Source organism: Bacillus sp. FSL P2-0099, from assembly GCF_038007445.1.
Taxonomy (GTDB): Bacteria; Bacillota; Bacilli; order Bacillales; family Bacillaceae_G; genus Bacillus_A; species Bacillus_A mycoides.
In genome coordinates, this window is sequence record NZ_JBBOXE010000002.1 from 49,010 (window position 1) to 66,735 (window position 17,726).

General features: G+C 32.1%; 20 protein-coding genes and 3 pseudogenes. 18 read left to right on the forward strand and 5 right to left on the reverse strand.

The window, feature by feature from the left end:
- Window positions 1-41: 41 nt before the first annotated feature.
- From MKY90_RS28115 to MKY90_RS28125, 3 genes are all read left to right on the forward strand, one after another.
- Complete coding sequence (locus tag MKY90_RS28115) at window positions 42-269, forward strand: hypothetical protein (RefSeq protein WP_000206853.1); 228 nt, start codon at window positions 42-44, stop codon at window positions 267-269.
- A gap of 231 nt (window positions 270-500) precedes the next feature.
- Window positions 501-851 carry a hypothetical protein gene (locus tag MKY90_RS28120; protein WP_341093439.1) on the forward strand — a complete coding sequence of 117 codons (351 nt, stop codon included), beginning with the start codon at window positions 501-503 and terminating at the stop codon, window positions 849-851.
- Window positions 852-856: 5 nt separating this feature from the next.
- Window positions 857-1,264, forward strand: coding sequence for a restriction endonuclease (locus tag MKY90_RS28125; protein WP_341093442.1), 408 nt, complete (start codon window positions 857-859; stop codon window positions 1,262-1,264).
- Between the two features lie 366 nt (window positions 1,265-1,630).
- Here MKY90_RS28125 and MKY90_RS28130 read toward each other — a convergent pair.
- The 4 genes and pseudogenes from MKY90_RS28130 to MKY90_RS28145 form a co-directional block, all read right to left on the reverse strand.
- Window positions 1,631-2,094 (reverse strand): annotated as a pseudogene (locus MKY90_RS28130) (ABC transporter permease); the annotation flags it as partial.
- A gap of 95 nt (window positions 2,095-2,189) precedes the next feature.
- On the reverse strand, window positions 2,190-2,564 hold the full coding sequence (locus MKY90_RS28135; protein ID WP_012259930.1) for a hypothetical protein: 375 nt from the start codon (window positions 2,562-2,564) through the stop codon (window positions 2,190-2,192).
- A gap of 42 nt (window positions 2,565-2,606) precedes the next feature.
- Window positions 2,607-2,927, reverse strand: coding sequence for a YolD-like family protein (locus MKY90_RS28140; protein ID WP_098000088.1), 321 nt, complete (start codon window positions 2,925-2,927; stop codon window positions 2,607-2,609).
- A pseudogene (locus MKY90_RS28145) lies at window positions 2,924-3,172 on the reverse strand (DNA repair protein); the annotation flags it as partial. The gene MKY90_RS28140 and the pseudogene MKY90_RS28145, both read right to left, overlap by 4 nt.
- A gap of 373 nt (window positions 3,173-3,545) precedes the next feature.
- On the opposite strand from MKY90_RS28145, the pseudogene mntA reads away from it, so the two are divergent.
- Window positions 3,546-3,791, forward strand: a pseudogene (mntA, locus tag MKY90_RS28150) (type VII toxin-antitoxin system MntA family adenylyltransferase antitoxin); the annotation flags it as partial.
- Between the two features lie 482 nt (window positions 3,792-4,273).
- Here mntA and MKY90_RS28155 read toward each other — a convergent pair.
- A complete protein-coding gene (locus MKY90_RS28155) occupies window positions 4,274-5,401 on the reverse strand; it encodes a replication initiator protein A (protein ID WP_098168819.1) in 1,128 nt (375 codons plus the stop codon).
- 686 nt (window positions 5,402-6,087) lie between these two features.
- Here MKY90_RS28155 and MKY90_RS28160 point away from each other — a divergent pair.
- The 14 genes from MKY90_RS28160 to MKY90_RS28225 all read left to right on the forward strand — a co-directional run bounded on the left by MKY90_RS28160 (window position 6,088) and on the right by MKY90_RS28225 (window position 17,560).
- The gene (locus MKY90_RS28160; protein ID WP_000838805.1) at window positions 6,088-6,522 is read left to right on the forward strand and encodes an ArsC/Spx/MgsR family protein; all 435 of its coding nucleotides are present in this window, start codon (window positions 6,088-6,090) and stop codon (window positions 6,520-6,522) included.
- Between the two features lie 717 nt (window positions 6,523-7,239).
- Window positions 7,240-7,704, forward strand: a complete 465-nt coding sequence (locus MKY90_RS28165; RefSeq protein ID WP_012259934.1) for a hypothetical protein — start codon at window positions 7,240-7,242, stop codon at window positions 7,702-7,704.
- A gap of 491 nt (window positions 7,705-8,195) precedes the next feature.
- Window positions 8,196-8,990: a hypothetical protein gene (locus MKY90_RS28170; protein ID WP_341093447.1), complete on the forward strand. Its 795-nt coding sequence runs from the start codon at window positions 8,196-8,198 to the stop codon at window positions 8,988-8,990.
- A gap of 223 nt (window positions 8,991-9,213) precedes the next feature.
- On the forward strand, window positions 9,214-10,200 hold the full coding sequence (locus MKY90_RS28175) for an N-acetylmuramoyl-L-alanine amidase (protein ID WP_341093449.1): 987 nt from the start codon (window positions 9,214-9,216) through the stop codon (window positions 10,198-10,200).
- Between the two features lie 1,202 nt (window positions 10,201-11,402).
- Window positions 11,403-11,774, forward strand: a complete 372-nt coding sequence (locus MKY90_RS28180; protein WP_098168823.1) for a single-stranded DNA-binding protein — start codon at window positions 11,403-11,405, stop codon at window positions 11,772-11,774.
- 30 nt (window positions 11,775-11,804) lie between these two features.
- Complete coding sequence (locus MKY90_RS28185; protein WP_098168824.1) at window positions 11,805-12,137, forward strand: hypothetical protein; 333 nt, start codon at window positions 11,805-11,807, stop codon at window positions 12,135-12,137.
- Window positions 12,138-12,464: 327 nt separating this feature from the next.
- Window positions 12,465-12,632 carry a dihydrofolate reductase gene (locus tag MKY90_RS28190; RefSeq protein WP_238536160.1) on the forward strand — a complete coding sequence of 56 codons (168 nt, stop codon included), beginning with the start codon at window positions 12,465-12,467 and terminating at the stop codon, window positions 12,630-12,632.
- Between the two features lie 15 nt (window positions 12,633-12,647).
- Entirely contained in the window at window positions 12,648-12,857 is a 210-nt protein-coding gene (locus MKY90_RS28195) for a hypothetical protein (protein ID WP_098168826.1), read from the forward strand.
- 619 nt (window positions 12,858-13,476) lie between these two features.
- Entirely contained in the window at window positions 13,477-13,695 is a 219-nt protein-coding gene (locus MKY90_RS28200) for a phage holin (protein WP_012259940.1), read from the forward strand.
- A 163-nt stretch (window positions 13,696-13,858) separates the two neighbouring features.
- Window positions 13,859-14,137, forward strand: coding sequence for a hypothetical protein (locus MKY90_RS28205; protein WP_341093453.1), 279 nt, complete (start codon window positions 13,859-13,861; stop codon window positions 14,135-14,137).
- A 517-nt stretch (window positions 14,138-14,654) separates the two neighbouring features.
- The gene (locus MKY90_RS28210; RefSeq protein ID WP_341093455.1) at window positions 14,655-15,326 is read left to right on the forward strand and encodes a hypothetical protein; all 672 of its coding nucleotides are present in this window, start codon (window positions 14,655-14,657) and stop codon (window positions 15,324-15,326) included.
- 444 nt (window positions 15,327-15,770) lie between these two features.
- Window positions 15,771-16,358, forward strand: a complete 588-nt coding sequence (locus MKY90_RS28215) for a hypothetical protein (RefSeq protein ID WP_012259942.1) — start codon at window positions 15,771-15,773, stop codon at window positions 16,356-16,358.
- Between the two features lie 118 nt (window positions 16,359-16,476).
- A complete protein-coding gene (locus tag MKY90_RS28220; protein ID WP_000428645.1) occupies window positions 16,477-16,698 on the forward strand; it encodes a hypothetical protein in 222 nt (73 codons plus the stop codon).
- Between the two features lie 190 nt (window positions 16,699-16,888).
- A complete protein-coding gene (locus tag MKY90_RS28225) occupies window positions 16,889-17,560 on the forward strand; it encodes a 3D domain-containing protein (RefSeq protein ID WP_341093458.1) in 672 nt (223 codons plus the stop codon).
- Window positions 17,561-17,726 lie beyond the last annotated feature (166 nt).

Sequence of the window (17,726 nt, forward strand, 5' to 3'; positions counted from 1 at the left end):
ATTTTGTTGTATGAAGTTTTGGCAAAGGGGGAGAGGTACTAGTGACTACTTTTGTTGTAATGGTGAGTATATTCTTAATTCTGTTTGTAATTGGTCCCAAAGCGACTAAGAGAAAAGAAGAAAGAGATAGAATTGAAAAAGAACATAAAGAGAAAATGGAGGCTTTAGAGGAAGAAAAGATTGACTTAGATATTAATGGGACTAAAGTACGGTTACACAAGAAGCCAAAGCTAAAGAAAAGTATATATAAAATAAAGGGTAACAGGTAATTACTCAGTTTTATCTCAACGTTTATAATACATATTAAGTATTAGCGTATATGTAAACTGTGCAGGGGGTTGTGATGGGGGATGTGGGGATTTTTTAAACGGAAAAAGCCAGATAAATTGTCGAAAGAAGAAAGATTTGAAATATATTTTAAAGAGAAAGAGGATGTTCTTCGGAAATCAAGATAGGTATTATCAGATTTTCAGTTTGACTTCGAATTTGTAAGTGAAGATTTGCAGCATGTACTTGTTCTAGATAAATTGTCTAGAAAAATAGCGTATATACAAATTTCTAATGCAGAAAAAGAACCTGAGATAATAGAATTAAAGAGAATGAATGGGTTTGGTATACGCTATGGTTCACAACAACTAGGTATTTATCGGGATATAAATTACGGTTTAAATATTCCGTATGCTGAAGAAAAATCTGTTCAAAGTCTTGAACCATCAAAAATGTTCACCATGTTTTTAATTTCTATTTATTTTATACTCTCTTCTGATTGTATAAATGAAGATGAGAGAGTTATTCCATTCTATGACAAGGAGAAGAGCAGATTCTACAAAATTATGAATCCGATCTCTTAGCTGATGTGGAAGATTATGAATCAGTAACAATAGAAGTCATAGATGCAATGGATGGATATCAGTTTAAAGAGTTTGTTGCACAGTTATTTCAAAATATGGGCTATAAGACAGAGGTAACGAGTAGTTCAGGAGATTATGGTATAGATGTTATTGCGAGAAGAAAAGGGTTAAATATTGGAATACAGGCAAAGCGGTATAGTGATAAAGTACCAAACAAGGCCGTACAAGAGGTGATTGCTGGAATTGCGTTCTACAATTTAGATCAGGGTTTAGTTATCACAAATAATTATTACACGAAACAGGCACAAAATCAGGCGAAGAGTACCAATGTACTGTTATGGGATCGTGATATACTGCAGCAAAAACTTCGGGAAGTATACGGAGATACGCAAAATCTTGACAACCGAGAATAGTGGATGGTAATTAGATATGTTGAAATTAATTGAAATCAAGAAGTAAGCTAAAAAAATCCGAAACTAGTAGATCTTACCCCTGAAGAGGAAACGAATATTCGAAAAAATACTGAGTTCGATATGCTGTATAAGAGTAACCCCGTTTTGTATGAAAAGTAGAAAGAACAGACTACTGAAATAGTCTGTTCTTAAATAAATGATACAATTGTAGAGCTTTTACACTAGAATCAATTATTCGCAGGTCGTAGTACTATGACATTTATTATTTTGAAATTTTTTGCACCCATTTAGAATGACCAATAAATGGGGACAGATTATATTGATTATTCGTATATGTAAACCCTTTACACTAATTTTCTTTCGGAAGTACAATTGAACTGTAATCAAATAGTAAATCACTATGAAAATAACAATTGGTAACCAAATTCGATAGTATGGATCCACTAAAAGAGGACTGAACATGTTCATGCCAACTAGTATGTGCGTAATACCCACAATTGCTGGGAATAGTAATACGAAGAATAACTCTTTATAAATCGATTTTGTTAACAATTCCCGACGAACACCGATTTTATGAAGCATTTGATAACGCGTTCTATCTTTTGATGCGCCAGACAAAACTTTAAACATTAGACAACTTGCCATCATTGCTAAGAACGCAATTCCAACGAAGAAGCCCATAAACATAAGTCCGCTGAATAGACCATGAATGTCATTGTATAGTTGATACTTACTATTTAATGCTTCAGACTTCTCGTTTTTATATTTATCTACCTGCAATTCCATTCTCTCAAGTATGAATTATAAGCATCTGTTTTCCCAGCAAACACGATATAATAGTGAGGGATACCGCTACATGCCCATCAACTTAAGGAAAATAACTGTTCCAAAAACGATAAAAGGAACAAATGAATTTACTCCTTTTTCACTTGAATTCCACATGACATTTAGTATCAATGATTCCAAAAGCAACTTTACATGGGAACGGATTTTTTCCTGTTGAAGCAGCACGCATACATGAAAGTACCCAATAATCCAATTCTAAAGGTAAACGGAATACTTGGATACTACTATCATCGTTTTTTACTGTTACGATTGGTGTATTTACCCTAGTTGTAGTAAAACCGTCAGTTGTTATCATTGCTACTGCATCATTATTATGAAAACCAGCGCTTAAAACCTCGTAAATTATTCCATCCTTCTCATTGATAATCATAGGTATATTTAAATAGGGATAGTTATTTATATCATTATGAATAACTGTTCTTGCTGCGTTCTTTCGTATCTGATTCCCTTGCATTTTATACACTCCTTTATAACAATACAAACGTTTAAATCTATTCTATTTTACATCCAGTATATCCGAAAATTGTAGTGTCAACTTATTATAAAAAGCATCCGTACATATGATAGCGCTATTTAGCGAATCTATATCGATGATGGTCATATAGTTAGTAAGTAAATAGCCGCCTTCATAATATGTAATTAGTATTTCTTCTTCGGACAATAAGGAACATAAAAGCATGTTCTTAATCAGTTCTTTTTCTTCAGAGGTTAAAATAGGAGATGCTACTTTATTTTTCTCTTTAATCATTTCACGAATTCCGGCGAATCGCGCCCATTTTACCATTCCTCGGCCTTGTTGCATATTAGCGTTGTTTATGCTTTGTGTCCCCCTAACAGTGTGTTTCTGTATCTTGCTGTTGCATTATTTGTATACGAAATTCCTCTTAATATGCTATTCTCTCCAAATTTTGTGCGTATTTCATCCGTTACTTTCGTTAGCTTTATCTCTTGTTCTCTTTGCGTGACATTATCAAAAAGTGAAATTTGTTCTTCTCTTTCTTGAAGTAGGTTTGTTAAGGATATGTTTGTGCTACGAATGGTTTCGCTAGTATATTGCTGATTTGAACTATCTCATTTTTACTTCGTTTAGAAGAAGGAATTCCTAAGTAAAGAGTTCTATCGAACTCTAATTTATTAGGCTAGTTCCACAGTCCTTGCGGTTAGAAGCCTTATCGTTGCATTCTTTAGAAGGAGTCATCTTGGTTAAAATGATAAAAAATGTGAAAATCGACATCTAAGATGACCCTATTCAGTAGGATTAAATAATTGTACATTGTAATTATTTTTAAAAACAAAAAGAACATCTGTTCTCATTATACACGAACGTTGGTTCTTTTATAAAGAGGTTTTAAAAATTTCTTAAAATTAATTTTTTTTGTTAAGAAGAATATGTAACAAAGGGGTAAAATCCCTAACAATAAAAAAGTAGTGGAGAGATAATGATATTGATATAGCATATTTAAGAGACATAACTTTAGGGATTTTTAAACGTTTTATGAGTCCAGGAGTTGGTAGATATGATTCATATAGATATTGATATGTTGATTTATCAAAGAGTTCAACAGTTCTTTAGGTCCAAATTATACATAAAGGAAAGATAATATTTTGTTCTGATGAAGAACAAAAGTTCAATTTTGAAATGCAGGCTTTAAAAATGTATTTAAAATTGAATGAGGAATAATAAATCAACGGAGCAACTTCCAGTGACTTCATAAAAGATGCACTAAGGGAAGTTCTATTTACGTATGTCTAAAATACAGAATTTTACTTAAAGATTGTGAAAAAGTGTCTTTTTATTTTCTCAACTTTTGAATTGCTATAGAACAAGAACTCTTCCTATAGCAATTCATGAGTTAAGAGGAGAGAAAAGTATATAAATAATTAAAGTTAAATATTATAATAATATAGTGAAATAGGACCTCTGTTTCATTAAGAAATGTGTATGTTCTGATTTGAAATTTAAGATGTATGAAATAGCCACTTGTATATTGAACGGCGTTGAAGTTACGCAAGTAATGAAGGCCAACTTAACTTATAGGTGAAATCTACTTAAAATGAATTTAGGTTCATACATAAGTTATTTGGAAGTGCATCATAATCTGTCATTAAATAGGCTTTATTGGGTCTATATTTCTATCAAATGTTTTGCAACTGAACCCTCTTTTAATTTGTTTCAAGCCAATTGTAAGAAGAAAAATGAAAAGTGGTTTCATGGGTTTGTTGGTTTTCTATCTTTTTCAGTTTTTTCACTTCGTTTTGACGCTTAAGAGTATTCTCTCTAATACGGTCTACAAGATTATTAGCGAAAAATGCAGGTTCGTATTCAATTACTTCGCCTTGGGATAAATACTTTTTGACGTTCATAGCATGTTTACCTATTGCATTTAATACATCTACCTTGTGGAATGTTGTAATTCCAGCTTCTGCAAGTATTTTCTTCACAACATTAAGTGCCTTTAGATCGGGACAAATCCCAACTTGTTCAAGGATAGGGTTTAATAAGGCATAATTATTTTTTTGTAAAACAATATTATTTTTAAGTTCTTCTATTGGTTCTTCATCTATTTTTGATTTAGAAGATTTATTTGGGTTTGTATCATTCTCGTTGGGATAAATCTCACTAAGGTCAAGATAACTAGAATAAATATTATTAGGATGTACTTTTTCCTCCCCTAGGGGTGGAGTTTTCTCCTCACTAAGGGGTGTACTTTTTCCATTACTAGGTACCGGAATTTCTCCTTCCCTAGTAATGGAATTTTTCTTATCTACTTTTTTTACACCGTATTTATCTATAGCTGTAGCTATACACTCTTCTAATGTTTTTAATGGTTCTTTCTTCTTTTTCTTACGCATCTTAACATGTTTGTAGAATTCTTTCTCACCTAGGAAATGTGCTAATGACGCTCCACTAGGATCGGGTTCATTCAAGTAGATTCGATTAGCGCCTCCATCTACTGATTCTGTGGATACAAGTTCTTCAGCTATAAGCTCTTCCATAAACTTCGTAACAGTTTTGTTTGAAATATTTAATGAGAATTCGATTTCTTGATTATCTAAAATACAATAAATATCACCTTTTTCATCTACGAAGGCAGGCGTGTCGTTTCCGTTATCAACTGAAATTTGTGTTGTATATATAGATAAATTAAATCGATCTCTTATTAACATGTATAGTAATTTCGCACCGATACTTAAATTCTCACGATATTGTTTTTTCCAAATGAAAACTTTAGGTAGTTTGTAGAACTCTTCGTTTGGTATATCTTTTATATTAATTCTCTTTTTTAACATAAAAAAGCCTCCAGATTCATTGGTAGTATAATAGTTTGCAAAGGACAAAAGATTAAAAAGGTAAAGAGCAGTATTTTTGTATTATTAAACATGATAGATTTTCATAATAGAACAAATACAAATTGAAATATTATTTTAAGCATTCCAATTTAGACTCAAAACGAAAATGTAAGTGTCCTTACTTTTAAATTTTGTCCTAGGCTCGATGTGGCGAACATCGCAGCCTATTTTTTTAGGTTAATTTTTATGAAATGTCTCGAAAATGTATTGACAAATTGAATTTAATGATGTTTATTTTTCTTGGTTTTATCATACAAGGGACAAATAGCGATTGCAATCAACTTTTTTACAAATACTAACTTTAGTTATTTAATGACAAAAATGTTATTTTCACTAAAAAACAATATTAACTTTGTTAATCTAGTGTTTATTCAACAAAATAGGATATATTTTTATTTGTTACATGAATGAAATATGTCGATAATGTCATTTATCTGAAAGATAGGAAAATTAAGTGAGATATGGTTTTTGTAATTAAGTAGGGGCTAAAGCTCCTACTTTTCTTGTGTTTTTAAAGTTTACAATTTTTTTCTGAAATGAAGTGGTGCTTTTGATAAAATTACTAGCATTTTTTAAATCAAGTGTTTATGTTACCTACATTAAGAAAACATTAGGAGGAATTATTTTTGAAAAGCCTTAATATTACTATTTATACAATTAACAGTGCAGAAGGAGAAAGGGTTGCAGAAAAATTAGCCAAGTACGATTTAATGGCGACAAATAAACATATTGTACGAGATCGTTTTACATTTACTGAGTTCAAAGCTTTGTTAGCGTTAACAGACAACGGTTTAGATGACTTATTAACTCAACGTGGTAGTACAATTGATTTTCTTACTGAACAAGGGATTGATCTTGATGACTTAACGTTACGTGAAGCATACAATGTCATTCTTCAAAATCCGAAGTTGCTAAAAACAACTATCTTGACAGACTGGAACAGGATTGCATTTGGGCTAAACGGTACGAAGATGTTCCTTCCACGACATTTAAGAAAGCAAGAACAACGGAAGATGTACTTAAAACCAGAAGCACAAATCGAGTACGAGGAAGCTAGTTGAATATAAAAGTTACTAATCATGTGTAGTAATTTGAAAAAAATTTCGACTTAACTGAAATATTTTAGTGTATTCCTAATACTAGTAGGGTTAAAGATATAATTAATCACCTTGTTAGTTATACAACATTACATACATGAAGAATTCATAAGGGACAAGTTAAGTGTGAAGATTAGTATGGCGAATTCTTGAAGAATATATCAAGTTTTTAGAAACAATTGCAATATTGTTTTGCATTGTATTGTCAATAAAGATTTTAACCAATCCTTAGTATGTGAAGGTTTTCTAATTATCTATACAGAATTGAAATCATTACCTAATAGGAAGTATTAGGTCTTTATTATTGGCAGGGTAAGCTGAATGAGTTACGAACGGATGTTAGAAAATATTTCAATGGTAAAAGAACATATGGTACTTTGGGACATATTAAGTGTAGTAACGAACTTGCTGTGATTGAGGGATTGACTAATGTAGTAAGTAGACTGTAATTACATACTTGATTATTAAGACATATTTAGCATTTGTTCGCAATTTTCAATGCATATTTGAAGTTATTAATCGGAGTAATAGATCGTAAAGGACCTGTTTTGATTGGATGAGAATTGACTTATCGAATCAGTGGTCTTTTTTTATTTTTAGTGGATTCTACTGTATTCCTCTATAAAAATATAATCTAATCTATTGAAAAAACAAAAAACTATGTGATAAAGGATTTTTCAAATGACAAATATACTAAAAGAAATTTATGTAAATAACGAACTAGATGTACTAGTAGACACTAATACGGAGGTGTTAGAAGCAGCAAAACTAATGAAGAGACTACAATCTCATATTAGCGAATTCTCCTACAATTTAAAATCTAGTGGAATGCAGGAGAAGGAAATTGTTTGTGGTGGACAGATTCAGAGTATTGTAAACATGAATAATCTAAGTGATACTGCGAGTGCTAATATTGTCTATGTAACACTTAATGATGGTTTTGGTGAGCTACTAATTGTAGTACCAGTAACTTTATGGCAGAAACTCAGTGCTAAAAAAGGTGATGTTGTAATTGCGAGTGGGAAAATGTTTGCCTTAAAAAGAGATTGTAAATTCAAATCAAGGGCAAATACAGATATTATTGTTTCACATGGATTTGAACCTTTTCGTGTGTTAGTGAGAGAAATTAAATTATTACCAGAATAAAGCGTTGGATAACGTCTTATTGATTTAATGAAAATTACAAGTGTACAATTTTCTTCTGACCTATTGACTTTTTGTTCTCAAATGGTTTTGTTTGTACATACAAAAAAATATAACGTCGAATCCTCTTAAAGCGACTCAAAATAAGAGGTAAGATGAGGTGGGCTGATGCACTTCATAAAATACAGTCTGTAGTTTTAAAGAATTCAAAAGGAATATGAACAGATTGACAACAGAAGAATTAGGACCGGTAGAAGGTAGTGTTCTGGATGCAGTACCAGATGTAGTTGTTCCTCACGTATCTGGTTTTCTAGTTAGAGGAATTATACATTAGATTGCATTACATTAAAAACAAAAGAAGATTTCTTAAACACTAATAAACACCTCTTAACTAGAGTGGATTTTCATATTTTTGAAATTGCAGATAGCGAGCGCTATATAAATCGAGTAACAAATAACTAAGCAAACTAAGACAATACAGGAGGATTTTAACTATGCAAAAAACATTAGCTAAAGAATACATTGAATCTGTAGCAAAGGCTTTATTAGAAACATCTCCAAGAGAGGTAATAGAATTTAAAACAGTATTAAATGCACACCCACAAGGTAATGAAACTCATGCAGGGATTAACGAAGTAATTTCTCGTATTTTCACTGATCCATTATTGACAGAACTCTTATCTATTGTAGGAATTGAATCTGAAGAGAAAACAATACAAGAACCAATTCTTGCTAGCTTATTAGCTTCTCAAATTTCAACTCAACAACTTTCTAAACAAATTCGTGAACAAGTAGCGAAAGTAGATATGGATTTTTCAGTAATGATTCCTTACATGAAATTAGAACCAAAGGCTAATCTTGCAGCTTTCATCAAGGAACAAGCTGCTTTCAATAAACTTGTAGAAGACATAAAGGCTCAATTCGAAGTGAATACCAAAGAAGATTTTGCTGCAAATATTAAAGATCAAGTAGAACAACAAAGACCTGCTAAGACTACTGAGGGAAAAATAAAAAGTATCCTTGATGAAGTTGTTAACGAAATCATTGAAGACGGAGCTGCTAGTCAAACAGTTTGCTTAGACCCTAGTGGAATTAAGGTTTACGAAATTCTATTTTCTTCTGTTTTCTATAAAAAGGCAAATATGTTAGGTTTTAAAGAGTCTGTAGAGTACAAGCACGAATACACAGCATATATCCTAAGTGAACTTGCTACTTATTTAGTTGAAGAAGAAGGCTTTAAACTATCCTTTGAGGTGGTAGAAGATAAGGTAGTAGCAGGTTTAGCTTAATAGCCAGGTATTAAAGAGAATATAGGATGGAAAAGGCTACCTTTGTTTTCTGGAAATAGTGTAGTAGACAAATGGTAAAAACAGTGCGGTACAGAAAAAAATAGACATATCAGTTCTCTTCATTTAGGAGCGCTCAATAAAGTAGATTAAGTTTAACCTTGAACTAAAAATAGGAAGTGGTTAATTTAGTCGTGCATTTTAATCTATACGGAGGTGTACGACTATGGCCATTCCAGTTATACAAAATCTTGTGGCTGCAAGTAAATATCCAATCAAAGCTCCTTATTCTATGAACGCAGAGTATATTACAGTGCATAATACGTATAATGATGCTCCTGCAAAAAACGAAATAAATTACATGGTTGGAAATAACAATGAGGTTTCATTTCATTTTGCAGTAGATGATATTGAAGTTATTCAGGGTATTCCAGTTAATCGTAATGCTTGGCATTGTGGAGATGGCAGTGGGAATGGAAACCGAAAATCTATCGGTGTTGAAATCTGTTACTCGTTGTCTGGTGGTCCAAGATACGAAAAAGCTGAAAGTTTAGCAATTAAATTCGTTGCTCAACTGTTACGAGAACGCGGATGGGGAATTGATCGTGTGCGTACTCATAAGAGTTGGACAGAGATTGGTGTTCGAAACGGTAATTCTAGAGCAGTTAAGAATTGCCCACACCGTATCTTAGATGAAGGGCGCTGGAATAGTTTCTTAGCAGCAGTACAAGCTGAACTTACTGGTACGGGTGCAACTATAGCACCACCAGTAACTCAACCCCCATCTTCAGATGGTATTGGTGTTGTTGAGATTCTTGTTCCAGAACTTAATGTAAGGGAATTTGCTAGCTTTGATTCACGAGTTGTTAAGACAGTGAAAAAAGGTGAAATGTATCAAACTTGGGGACTATCTAATGGTCTATACAATGTTGGAGGAAACCAGTGGGTGTCAGCAGGTCCTGCTTATGTTAAGTTTACTCCTGCAGGAAGTTCTAATGGAAATCCAGAAAATCTAGCGGGAAAACGTGATCCAATTGGGAAAATTACAACTACTGCAAATCTAAACGTTCGTACACAATCTTCTACAGATGGGGATATTATTCGTACTATCCCTAATGGAGAAACGTGGAATATCTACGATATTAGTGGCGGATGGGCGAGAGTGCATGATGGTTGGGTTTCTCTATCTTATGCAAATCTAACAAGATATTAATTTCCAAAAAAGTAGGCACATGTTGTGTCTGCTTTTTTATTTAGATAATTTAAAAGTTATTATTGACTTCATTTGATCATAGGGTTTTATTAATAATCTAGCAAATATATTTAAAATTAAATTAATAGATTTTAGGATGGTCTTCGCTGTGAGGAAGAAGACCCTAGTATTCGATACTAGATTAGGGGAGTGGTAGGAGCCCTTAATTTAAATATAAAAAGTAAATACCGGAAAATAAAAGAGAAGTACTTATGATTTTAAATACTATTTCTTCTTCGCTTAGCTGTTAGAGCGCTTATCTTACACACATAGAGTTACAGGTTCAAGTTCGTCATTTTAAAAAATTATAGTTCTATAGCTCTGCATAGCCTATGCGGTAGCACGGATTAAAATACCGTTTGGGTCGTTTGTTTTTAATAAAACGAAAAGGAGTTTGATATTAGTTGAAAACATTTTTAAGCAACTTAGTCCCAAGGGTTTATGAGACTAGAAATACAATAATTATTTATTGGCTAGGTTATGAATTAGTACTAGGTAACTAATGTAACGATAATACTACAGATATACTAATGGTCGAAGAGGATTCCTAGCTAGGTGGGTAGTAGTTGGTAAGGTTTACGCGATTTTGTAACCTGTTCTTTCTGGTAACTTATGATTATTCTCTCACTCGTACTATTAACAGATTAGATATATTTAAAATACTATATACGCCTAATGTAAAGAGTTTACTTGTGTAGAAAAAAACTACGTGGGAAAGCTCTTTTTTTACCTTGATTTTTAATTTTTAAGTGCTTACGTTTTGAGAGGAGTTATTTATTAACAACTCATAAAAGCAGTTTGACGTTGTTTCATTAAAAACATTTTCCTATAACATGAAATGTTTAAGGAGTACTTCTATTTTCATAAGTCATGACACTACTAATGATAATCATATTTTAATAGAAATATGTAGGTATTTCTTTCAAAAAGATAGTAAATAAACTATCAGCAGTCTCCTTTTAATAAACTTATAGAGAAAAATAGGGAAGAAATGCAATCTTCACTTGTCATAAATAGAAGTAAAGTTTTTATACAGGATTTTAAAGAAAAGTAAAATCTCCACTAAATCGGCTGTATTTCTGTCGTTAAAACAGCTTCATGACTATGTGGCAAATGAAACATTTTTACCAAATTAATTAAACATTAGTTGGAGGTAATTTATTATGCATCAAATTATTACAATTACAGGTCGCTTAACTCGTGATCCTGAGAGTAATACGTATGGTGAAAAGACAGTTTGTCGTTTTGCTGTAGCAGTAGATGATGGGTATGGAGATAAAAAAACTACTGATTTCTTTAATGTATCTGTTTGGGGGAAAATGGGTGAAAAGGTACAAAGATACCAAAAGAAAGGTTCTGTTGTGCAAGTAATCGGTAAAATGAAATCTTCTAAGAAGGATAAAACTACGTACTGGGAATTACGCGCAAATAACATTGTATCTTTTACCTTTGATAATAATAGTAATCAACAACAAAATAACTTTGAAATGTTCACTGATGACATAAATATCAGTGATGATGATTTACCATTTTAAAATAGATTATTTATTGGTGGAGGTGATTATATGAGTGATCAGAGAAGGTTACGGTCGGAGTTAAAACAAGGGCTCCATCAATTTACGATGACCCTTTATAATTCTTATAGACAAACTTTATCGCATGAAAAATCTGTAGAACAATTATCCAACTGTTTAATAGAAGAGTATGAATATTTAACTAAACAAGTTATGAAACAAGAAAAAACTTTTAATCTTGGAAGCCTTCTTGAAAAGGTGGAAAAACGTGCTAAGGATGAAAAGGACCCCGTAAAACAGTTTGAGTTGTATGAAGATGTGGAAATTCTATTGCGTGCACAGGAACTTGTTACAAAATACGAAACGGGGAAGGATAATAAATGAATATTACAAAATTAATGTCTACAATTAATAAGTCTTGGTTTTGATAATAGAATGTTTTGTCGATTAAAAGATGATATGACCCATTTCATATCAACAAAGAAAGATAAATTAATTATGGATTATAAAATTTTTTTACTCAGTCACAAAACATTAAAGATTGATTTAATACAGTACTTCCTATAAGAGAGTCCAATACCTTTGAAAATAGATTATTGCTATTTAATAGATGTAAACTTTGTTTTTGGAGGATTTGATTACATTCAATTTAGGGGTGAACAATTAAAGGATAAAGATATTGTTGTTATTGTTAGTCAGCAAACATATAAATTGTTCCTACCAATAGTTTCTCATCTTTATTCTACGCGCATTCATAATACACTCAATGAAGTAGATTCATACTTTCCTATGTTAGACAGTTCGGAATGGTCAACTAAAATACATTCCTGCTATAAAAAAGTGAGGATTACGATCATTCGTTCAGTATATATTTTTTGAAAGGAAGGGTTAGCTATGCTAAAGAATCGTTCATGTTCATGGTGTGATAGCACCGGTATAACGGAGAAAGGATTTTGCTGTATGTGTAAAGGGAAAGGGTATATGGAAGTAATTGATCAAGCAGTGTTTGCTGCAAAACAACAACCTAACTTATCATGTCTTATCCGCTCTATTTCTAAGCATACGACTCCGGAGCAATTTTCAAACATCATGAATGATTGTTAAGTCTTAGCCAATTAGTTCAAGAGCTCCTTGAAAGAGGCTCCCTTTTTTTAGAGTTAATACCCTTAACTAAAGTAGGGAGAAAGGTAAATGTACTAGGGTAAAGATGTTTGTAAGTCACTTGTTTGGTTTATATATGTATACAAGTTTAAATTTACCAGTTAATCATGATTATAAGGAACAAGAAAGGGGCTAACCTGGCTTCCTAAAATTATTAACAACAGCAATATTAAAAACCGCTACATTGAAATCCCTCGCTTAATACTCTAAAGAGATGTTTGAAAGAGGGAATTCAAATTAGGGGATGAAGCTGCATCAGAGGATATAGTTCATAAGTTAATAGAAGCTTACGAGCAATTAAAAATTCCTACTAGCCTTGAGAAAAATAGTGGATTTAAAAATTGTGGAACTTGGATATGTGGTTAAGGTAAACTATGATAATTGTATGCACCAATGAGTGAAAGCTAAATAGCAACAATAATAGAACTTGTTTACTCTCCCTTAAGAACATGATTTCGCAAATGTGATTTAAGTTAGGAGAAGAAAAAGTAGGATATGGCTCTAATCTCTGTAATTCGTTATGGTGATTAAGTACCATATCTTCTTTTTTGGGGTGTTGCATATGTTTAAAGATATTTTAATGGATAATAAGGGGGCATTAATTCGAATTATTGTCTTTGTACTAGCCTGGTTGAATCAGTATTTGACTTCTAAAGGCTATCAACCTTTACCTGTATTAGGTGAAGCAGAAGTTGCTGCTGTTGTTACATTTATCGCATCAGTGCTGACATTGATAAATGATAACAAGGTAACGTCAAAGACAAAAGAACTTAAGGAATAATGTCATCTTGTAAGACGGGCTTAAATGCTCGTCTTATTTTTTTACCGACTTATTGACGTTTTCAAATTAACTGCTTACGTTTCTATTGAGAGTTGTGAAGAAAATTTAATAGAAACCAATTAGATAGAAAATATTTTTGTATAACCGAAAGGGGAAGCTCAAGATGATAATTACAGAACATGCCGTCAGGAGGTATAAGCAACGTGTTGGAAAAAGAACTGCTTCTAAGAAACGTGTTGTAATGCAAATTAATCGAGATCTTGCTCGTGATGTAAAATACCGCAAACCTTCTAAGGTTAAGAATCATTATATATTAGTAACATCTAGATACCAAGCTGTTTGTTGCAAATCTAGAGTTGTTACTATCACTGGTCTGAAAGAGGATGTTACCAACTACAAGTATACAACTCGTTGTGATCAGGAGTTGGGTCTTGTTGCATAAGTGTAGTAAGAAACAAATGGCGAATATGAGAATGCAGCAATTTGTAAATTATGTAAAGAGATTCGGATTTATAAGAATACTCAAGGAAGGGCCTAGAAATTAGAAACCAGAAAGAAAAGCAAACAGCTGGGAATGCCGTTTAGAAAAATACAGATTTAAAACCCGGGATTACTTAATGGTAAAAGATAAAAAAGCTATAAATATAAGTTTTAAAAAATAATTATTAATCCTAAGTATTTGTTTTTACATATATATTTGAAGCGTTTTGAGAAAATTGACCCCACTGCGTTATTTCGTTTTGATGAAACATATCTACTTTATTTATCTAGTGAGATCATTCAATCAAGAAATAAAAAATCCGGGAGGGAAATAAAAAAATAAGTTAGTGAGAATATTTAGAAAGATGACAATAATTTCATTGAATGTTTATGTAAAGTTAATTGGTATCTTAAAATGGAGTATGGCAAAATTATTAGAGTGTAATACATATGTTTTTATATCTTAGGGGGTGAAAAATTTGAATTCAGCAAACTTGGGTTGGTTTGTTTTATCTCAAACAATTTTGGGAATTGGCAGTTATGCAATTATGTGCGCCATATTCTGTTTAAGGTTCCATCGAAACATTACGGTGATTTCTCTACTTTCATTTTTGACTAGTATTATTAATTACTCCATCTATTTTAATAAACAAGAAGGTATTGGTTATTTAGTACCGATTATAGGAATGCTGATAACTTTCCTTTATTTAGCTGCTATAGAGAAGCTTTCTATTATTTGGGCACTTGTAGTGACTGTTGCAGGAGGTGTCATTATACCTCTTATTATTCAAATTATGATCATATTTGCTTCACTTGGATTTTTTAGTCCTTCTGAATTGAAAGAGCATATTTGGAGGAATTATGCAATGGATATTACATCTGGTTTTAGCTATGCTTTATTAGCATTTGTTCTTTATTCTCAAGAGTGGACTTTTAAATTTGATTTCGAAAAAATACGTTTTAAATATGAGAAATATATAGTGATAGGAATTTCTCTTGTTGCGGCAATTGTTCTACCTGCTTCAATGTTTATGACACATGTAAAAGGTACTGATTTGAATTTAATATTTTTAACTATTAGCTCAACTTTAGTATTTATTCTACTTTTAATATTTTCCATAAGAAAAAGAACGGACAGAAAAACAGTTTGACAAAACAATTAAGGAGGTAAAAACGAATGCTCAAAAAAATGATGTTTAATCTTTCAATGGCTGCAACTAAGATGTCTATTAGTAGTATTTCTTGGTGGTGGGAATAGATAATTAATGAAGAGGGCAGGCATCTTTATGATGATGGCTTTCTTTTTATAGATAATAATCAGATTTATTTGTAAATAAATAAAATATCATAGAATCTTCATTCTAATTTAATTAGTTTTTTTATGTATGATATAGGAAAATTAAGTGGTACCAGTAATTATATCCAAGGGATAATTTTACAAGAAGTGTAAGCGGGAATGTCTATCTAAAAAAGATGTCCATGTGCTTCTAATTTTTAGACAAGGTTCAGTTGGAAGAGTAGTAGGTTTTAATAATATTACTGAAAGAAGCCGAATTCACCATACTTATTCATATAACAAGGGAGTAGTAAATAAAATGTCAAACAAAGATAAATCAAATATATTTGAGAAAACATTTGGTGAACTACTAGAAAACAACAAAGAAGAGAATGATGCGGTGATTGATCAATCGAGAGATAAATTAGAAGAGGTCTTGTTAAGAGCAGAAGGGAAAAAAATCTTATCGCATGAAGATAGGGGGGAATCAACTGAGGGATATATTTCTCCTTCCATTAAAGATGAAAAGTTGGAAGAGTTTGTAGGTGAAATGCCATTACCTCCTATTAATAGAGAACAAGAATCAAGGGCTGTATCTATTGGTTTACAAGAAATTCGGGAAATGAAGGAGTACATGCTGTATATTCATCGTTATATGATTAATGAATTTAATCGAATTTATGCTTCATTTCCAATTCTGTTTGCAAAAGACTTTGAAGATAAATTCGGCACTGCTCATAAGGAATTAGCCACAATAATGGAAGATATCGAGCGTTTCATTATTGGAGATATTTATAATGTAGAGGCAGTGAAAAATGATTTTAAACTCGTTCAAACCCTCGAAGGAAAGCGGCTGTCAATCCTCTATGATTTTTTAGAATATCAAAATAATAAAAAATTACAATAAAGACTTGTAAAATCAAGTGTAAGTGCTTATATTCTGTTTGGACATTTTATATTATGGTGTAAATGATTTTTAAGGTAAAACAACTGTTAAAAATTTGCATAGGGATGAGGTAGTTTATATGGAGAACAAACAAATCGTATCATATAATGCACAATCAAGAGGTCATAAGACAAAGGGGAATACATACAAAGAACGTTACGTCGAGAATACATGCCCGGAGTGTCAAAATCCTCGTGCATATAAAGATGAATGGAAAACAAGGATTAAGTATACATGCTTAAAGCGTGCTTGCCGTCATCAGTGGTTCGAAAAGAAAGAGTTTCCTGAAGTTAAAGAATAAAAATAATGTATAAAGAGTCCGTTCTTTTAGGAGGGCTCTTTTTTATTTTACTTCTCTATAAAAACTTCTAACCTTCTCACTACTGTAACAACAGAAATATAATAATGAGAGGACTTGATTCAAAATGAAAACAAAAATCAAAAAGGGAAAAATAATACAGAACTGTTTAAAAGTCACGGCAGCAACCGTAGTGGCTAGCGGTGTAGGATTTCAATTTTATGAGATTCAAGAGTTAAACAAAGAAGTGAAATCCTTAGAGAAAAACCATAAACAAACTGTCCTAGAATTAAAAACCGCGAATGAAAACAACAAAGTATTAGAAGAACAAAAAAAACAAATTGCAGCTAATACAGAACAGCTTTCTATTGAATTAGAAGAAATAAAAAATGAAAACGAAGCTATTAACCAGGGGAAACATCAGTCTCTAGAAGAGAATCAGAAACTTCAAGCAGAGAATGCAGATTTAGCTAAGCAATTGCGCGAAGCGAAGGAATCTGCCAGGCCAGTGATGCCTGAAAAACCATCATCAGACAAATCTGATCCTCCTACTGCTAAAGATACTAGTGTTTCTAGAACGATTATGGGGATTGGTACTGCTTATACATTAAACGAGCCAGGAGTTACAGGTATAACAGCTTCAGGTAAGACAATACAACCAGGTATGATTGCAATGGATCGCTCGGTTCCAATGGGAACAAGAGTAAGAATTACATGTGATTCTTATCCATATATTAACGGAATTTACACTGTCGAAGATCGAGGTGGTGCTATAAAAGGGAACATAGTAGACATTTATATGACAGATGCTGACAGAATGAATGACTTTGGACGAAGAGATATCAAGATAGAATTTCTTAACTAGTTGATGATATGGATATCATTGGGCACGGTTGCTGAGAAAGTCAGGGGAACATTAGAAGGAAAAGTAATTTTGGTATAACTATTATTTAGGTAAACAAACTGAAAGAAGTACAATGAATAGCGTAATACTTTATATTAAGAAAAATAAAATTAAAAAAGTTGTATAA

Bases quoted from the DNA above. Each gene is read 5' to 3' on its own strand.
- MKY90_RS28135 (WP_012259930.1), bottom strand. From the start codon at position 2,564: ATGCAAGGGAATCAGATACGAAAGAACGCAGCAAGAACAGTTATTCAT.
- MKY90_RS28155 (WP_098168819.1), bottom strand. From the start codon at position 5,401: ATGTTAAAAAAGAGAATTAATATAAAAGATATACCAAACGAAGAGTTC.
- MKY90_RS28165 (WP_012259934.1), top strand. From the start codon at position 7,240: ATGACAAATATACTAAAAGAAATTTATGTAAATAACGAACTAGATGTA.
- MKY90_RS28170 (WP_341093447.1), top strand. From the start codon at position 8,196: ATGCAAAAAACATTAGCTAAAGAATACATTGAATCTGTAGCAAAGGCT.
- MKY90_RS28175 (WP_341093449.1), top strand. From the start codon at position 9,214: ATGGCCATTCCAGTTATACAAAATCTTGTGGCTGCAAGTAAATATCCA.
- MKY90_RS28180 (WP_098168823.1), top strand. From the start codon at position 11,403: ATGCATCAAATTATTACAATTACAGGTCGCTTAACTCGTGATCCTGAG.
- MKY90_RS28185 (WP_098168824.1), top strand. From the start codon at position 11,805: ATGAGTGATCAGAGAAGGTTACGGTCGGAGTTAAAACAAGGGCTCCAT.
- MKY90_RS28195 (WP_098168826.1), top strand. From the start codon at position 12,648: ATGCTAAAGAATCGTTCATGTTCATGGTGTGATAGCACCGGTATAACG.
- MKY90_RS28200 (WP_012259940.1), top strand. From the start codon at position 13,477: ATGTTTAAAGATATTTTAATGGATAATAAGGGGGCATTAATTCGAATT.
- MKY90_RS28205 (WP_341093453.1), top strand. From the start codon at position 13,859: ATGATAATTACAGAACATGCCGTCAGGAGGTATAAGCAACGTGTTGGA.
- MKY90_RS28215 (WP_012259942.1), top strand. From the start codon at position 15,771: ATGTCAAACAAAGATAAATCAAATATATTTGAGAAAACATTTGGTGAA.
- MKY90_RS28220 (WP_000428645.1), top strand. From the start codon at position 16,477: ATGGAGAACAAACAAATCGTATCATATAATGCACAATCAAGAGGTCAT.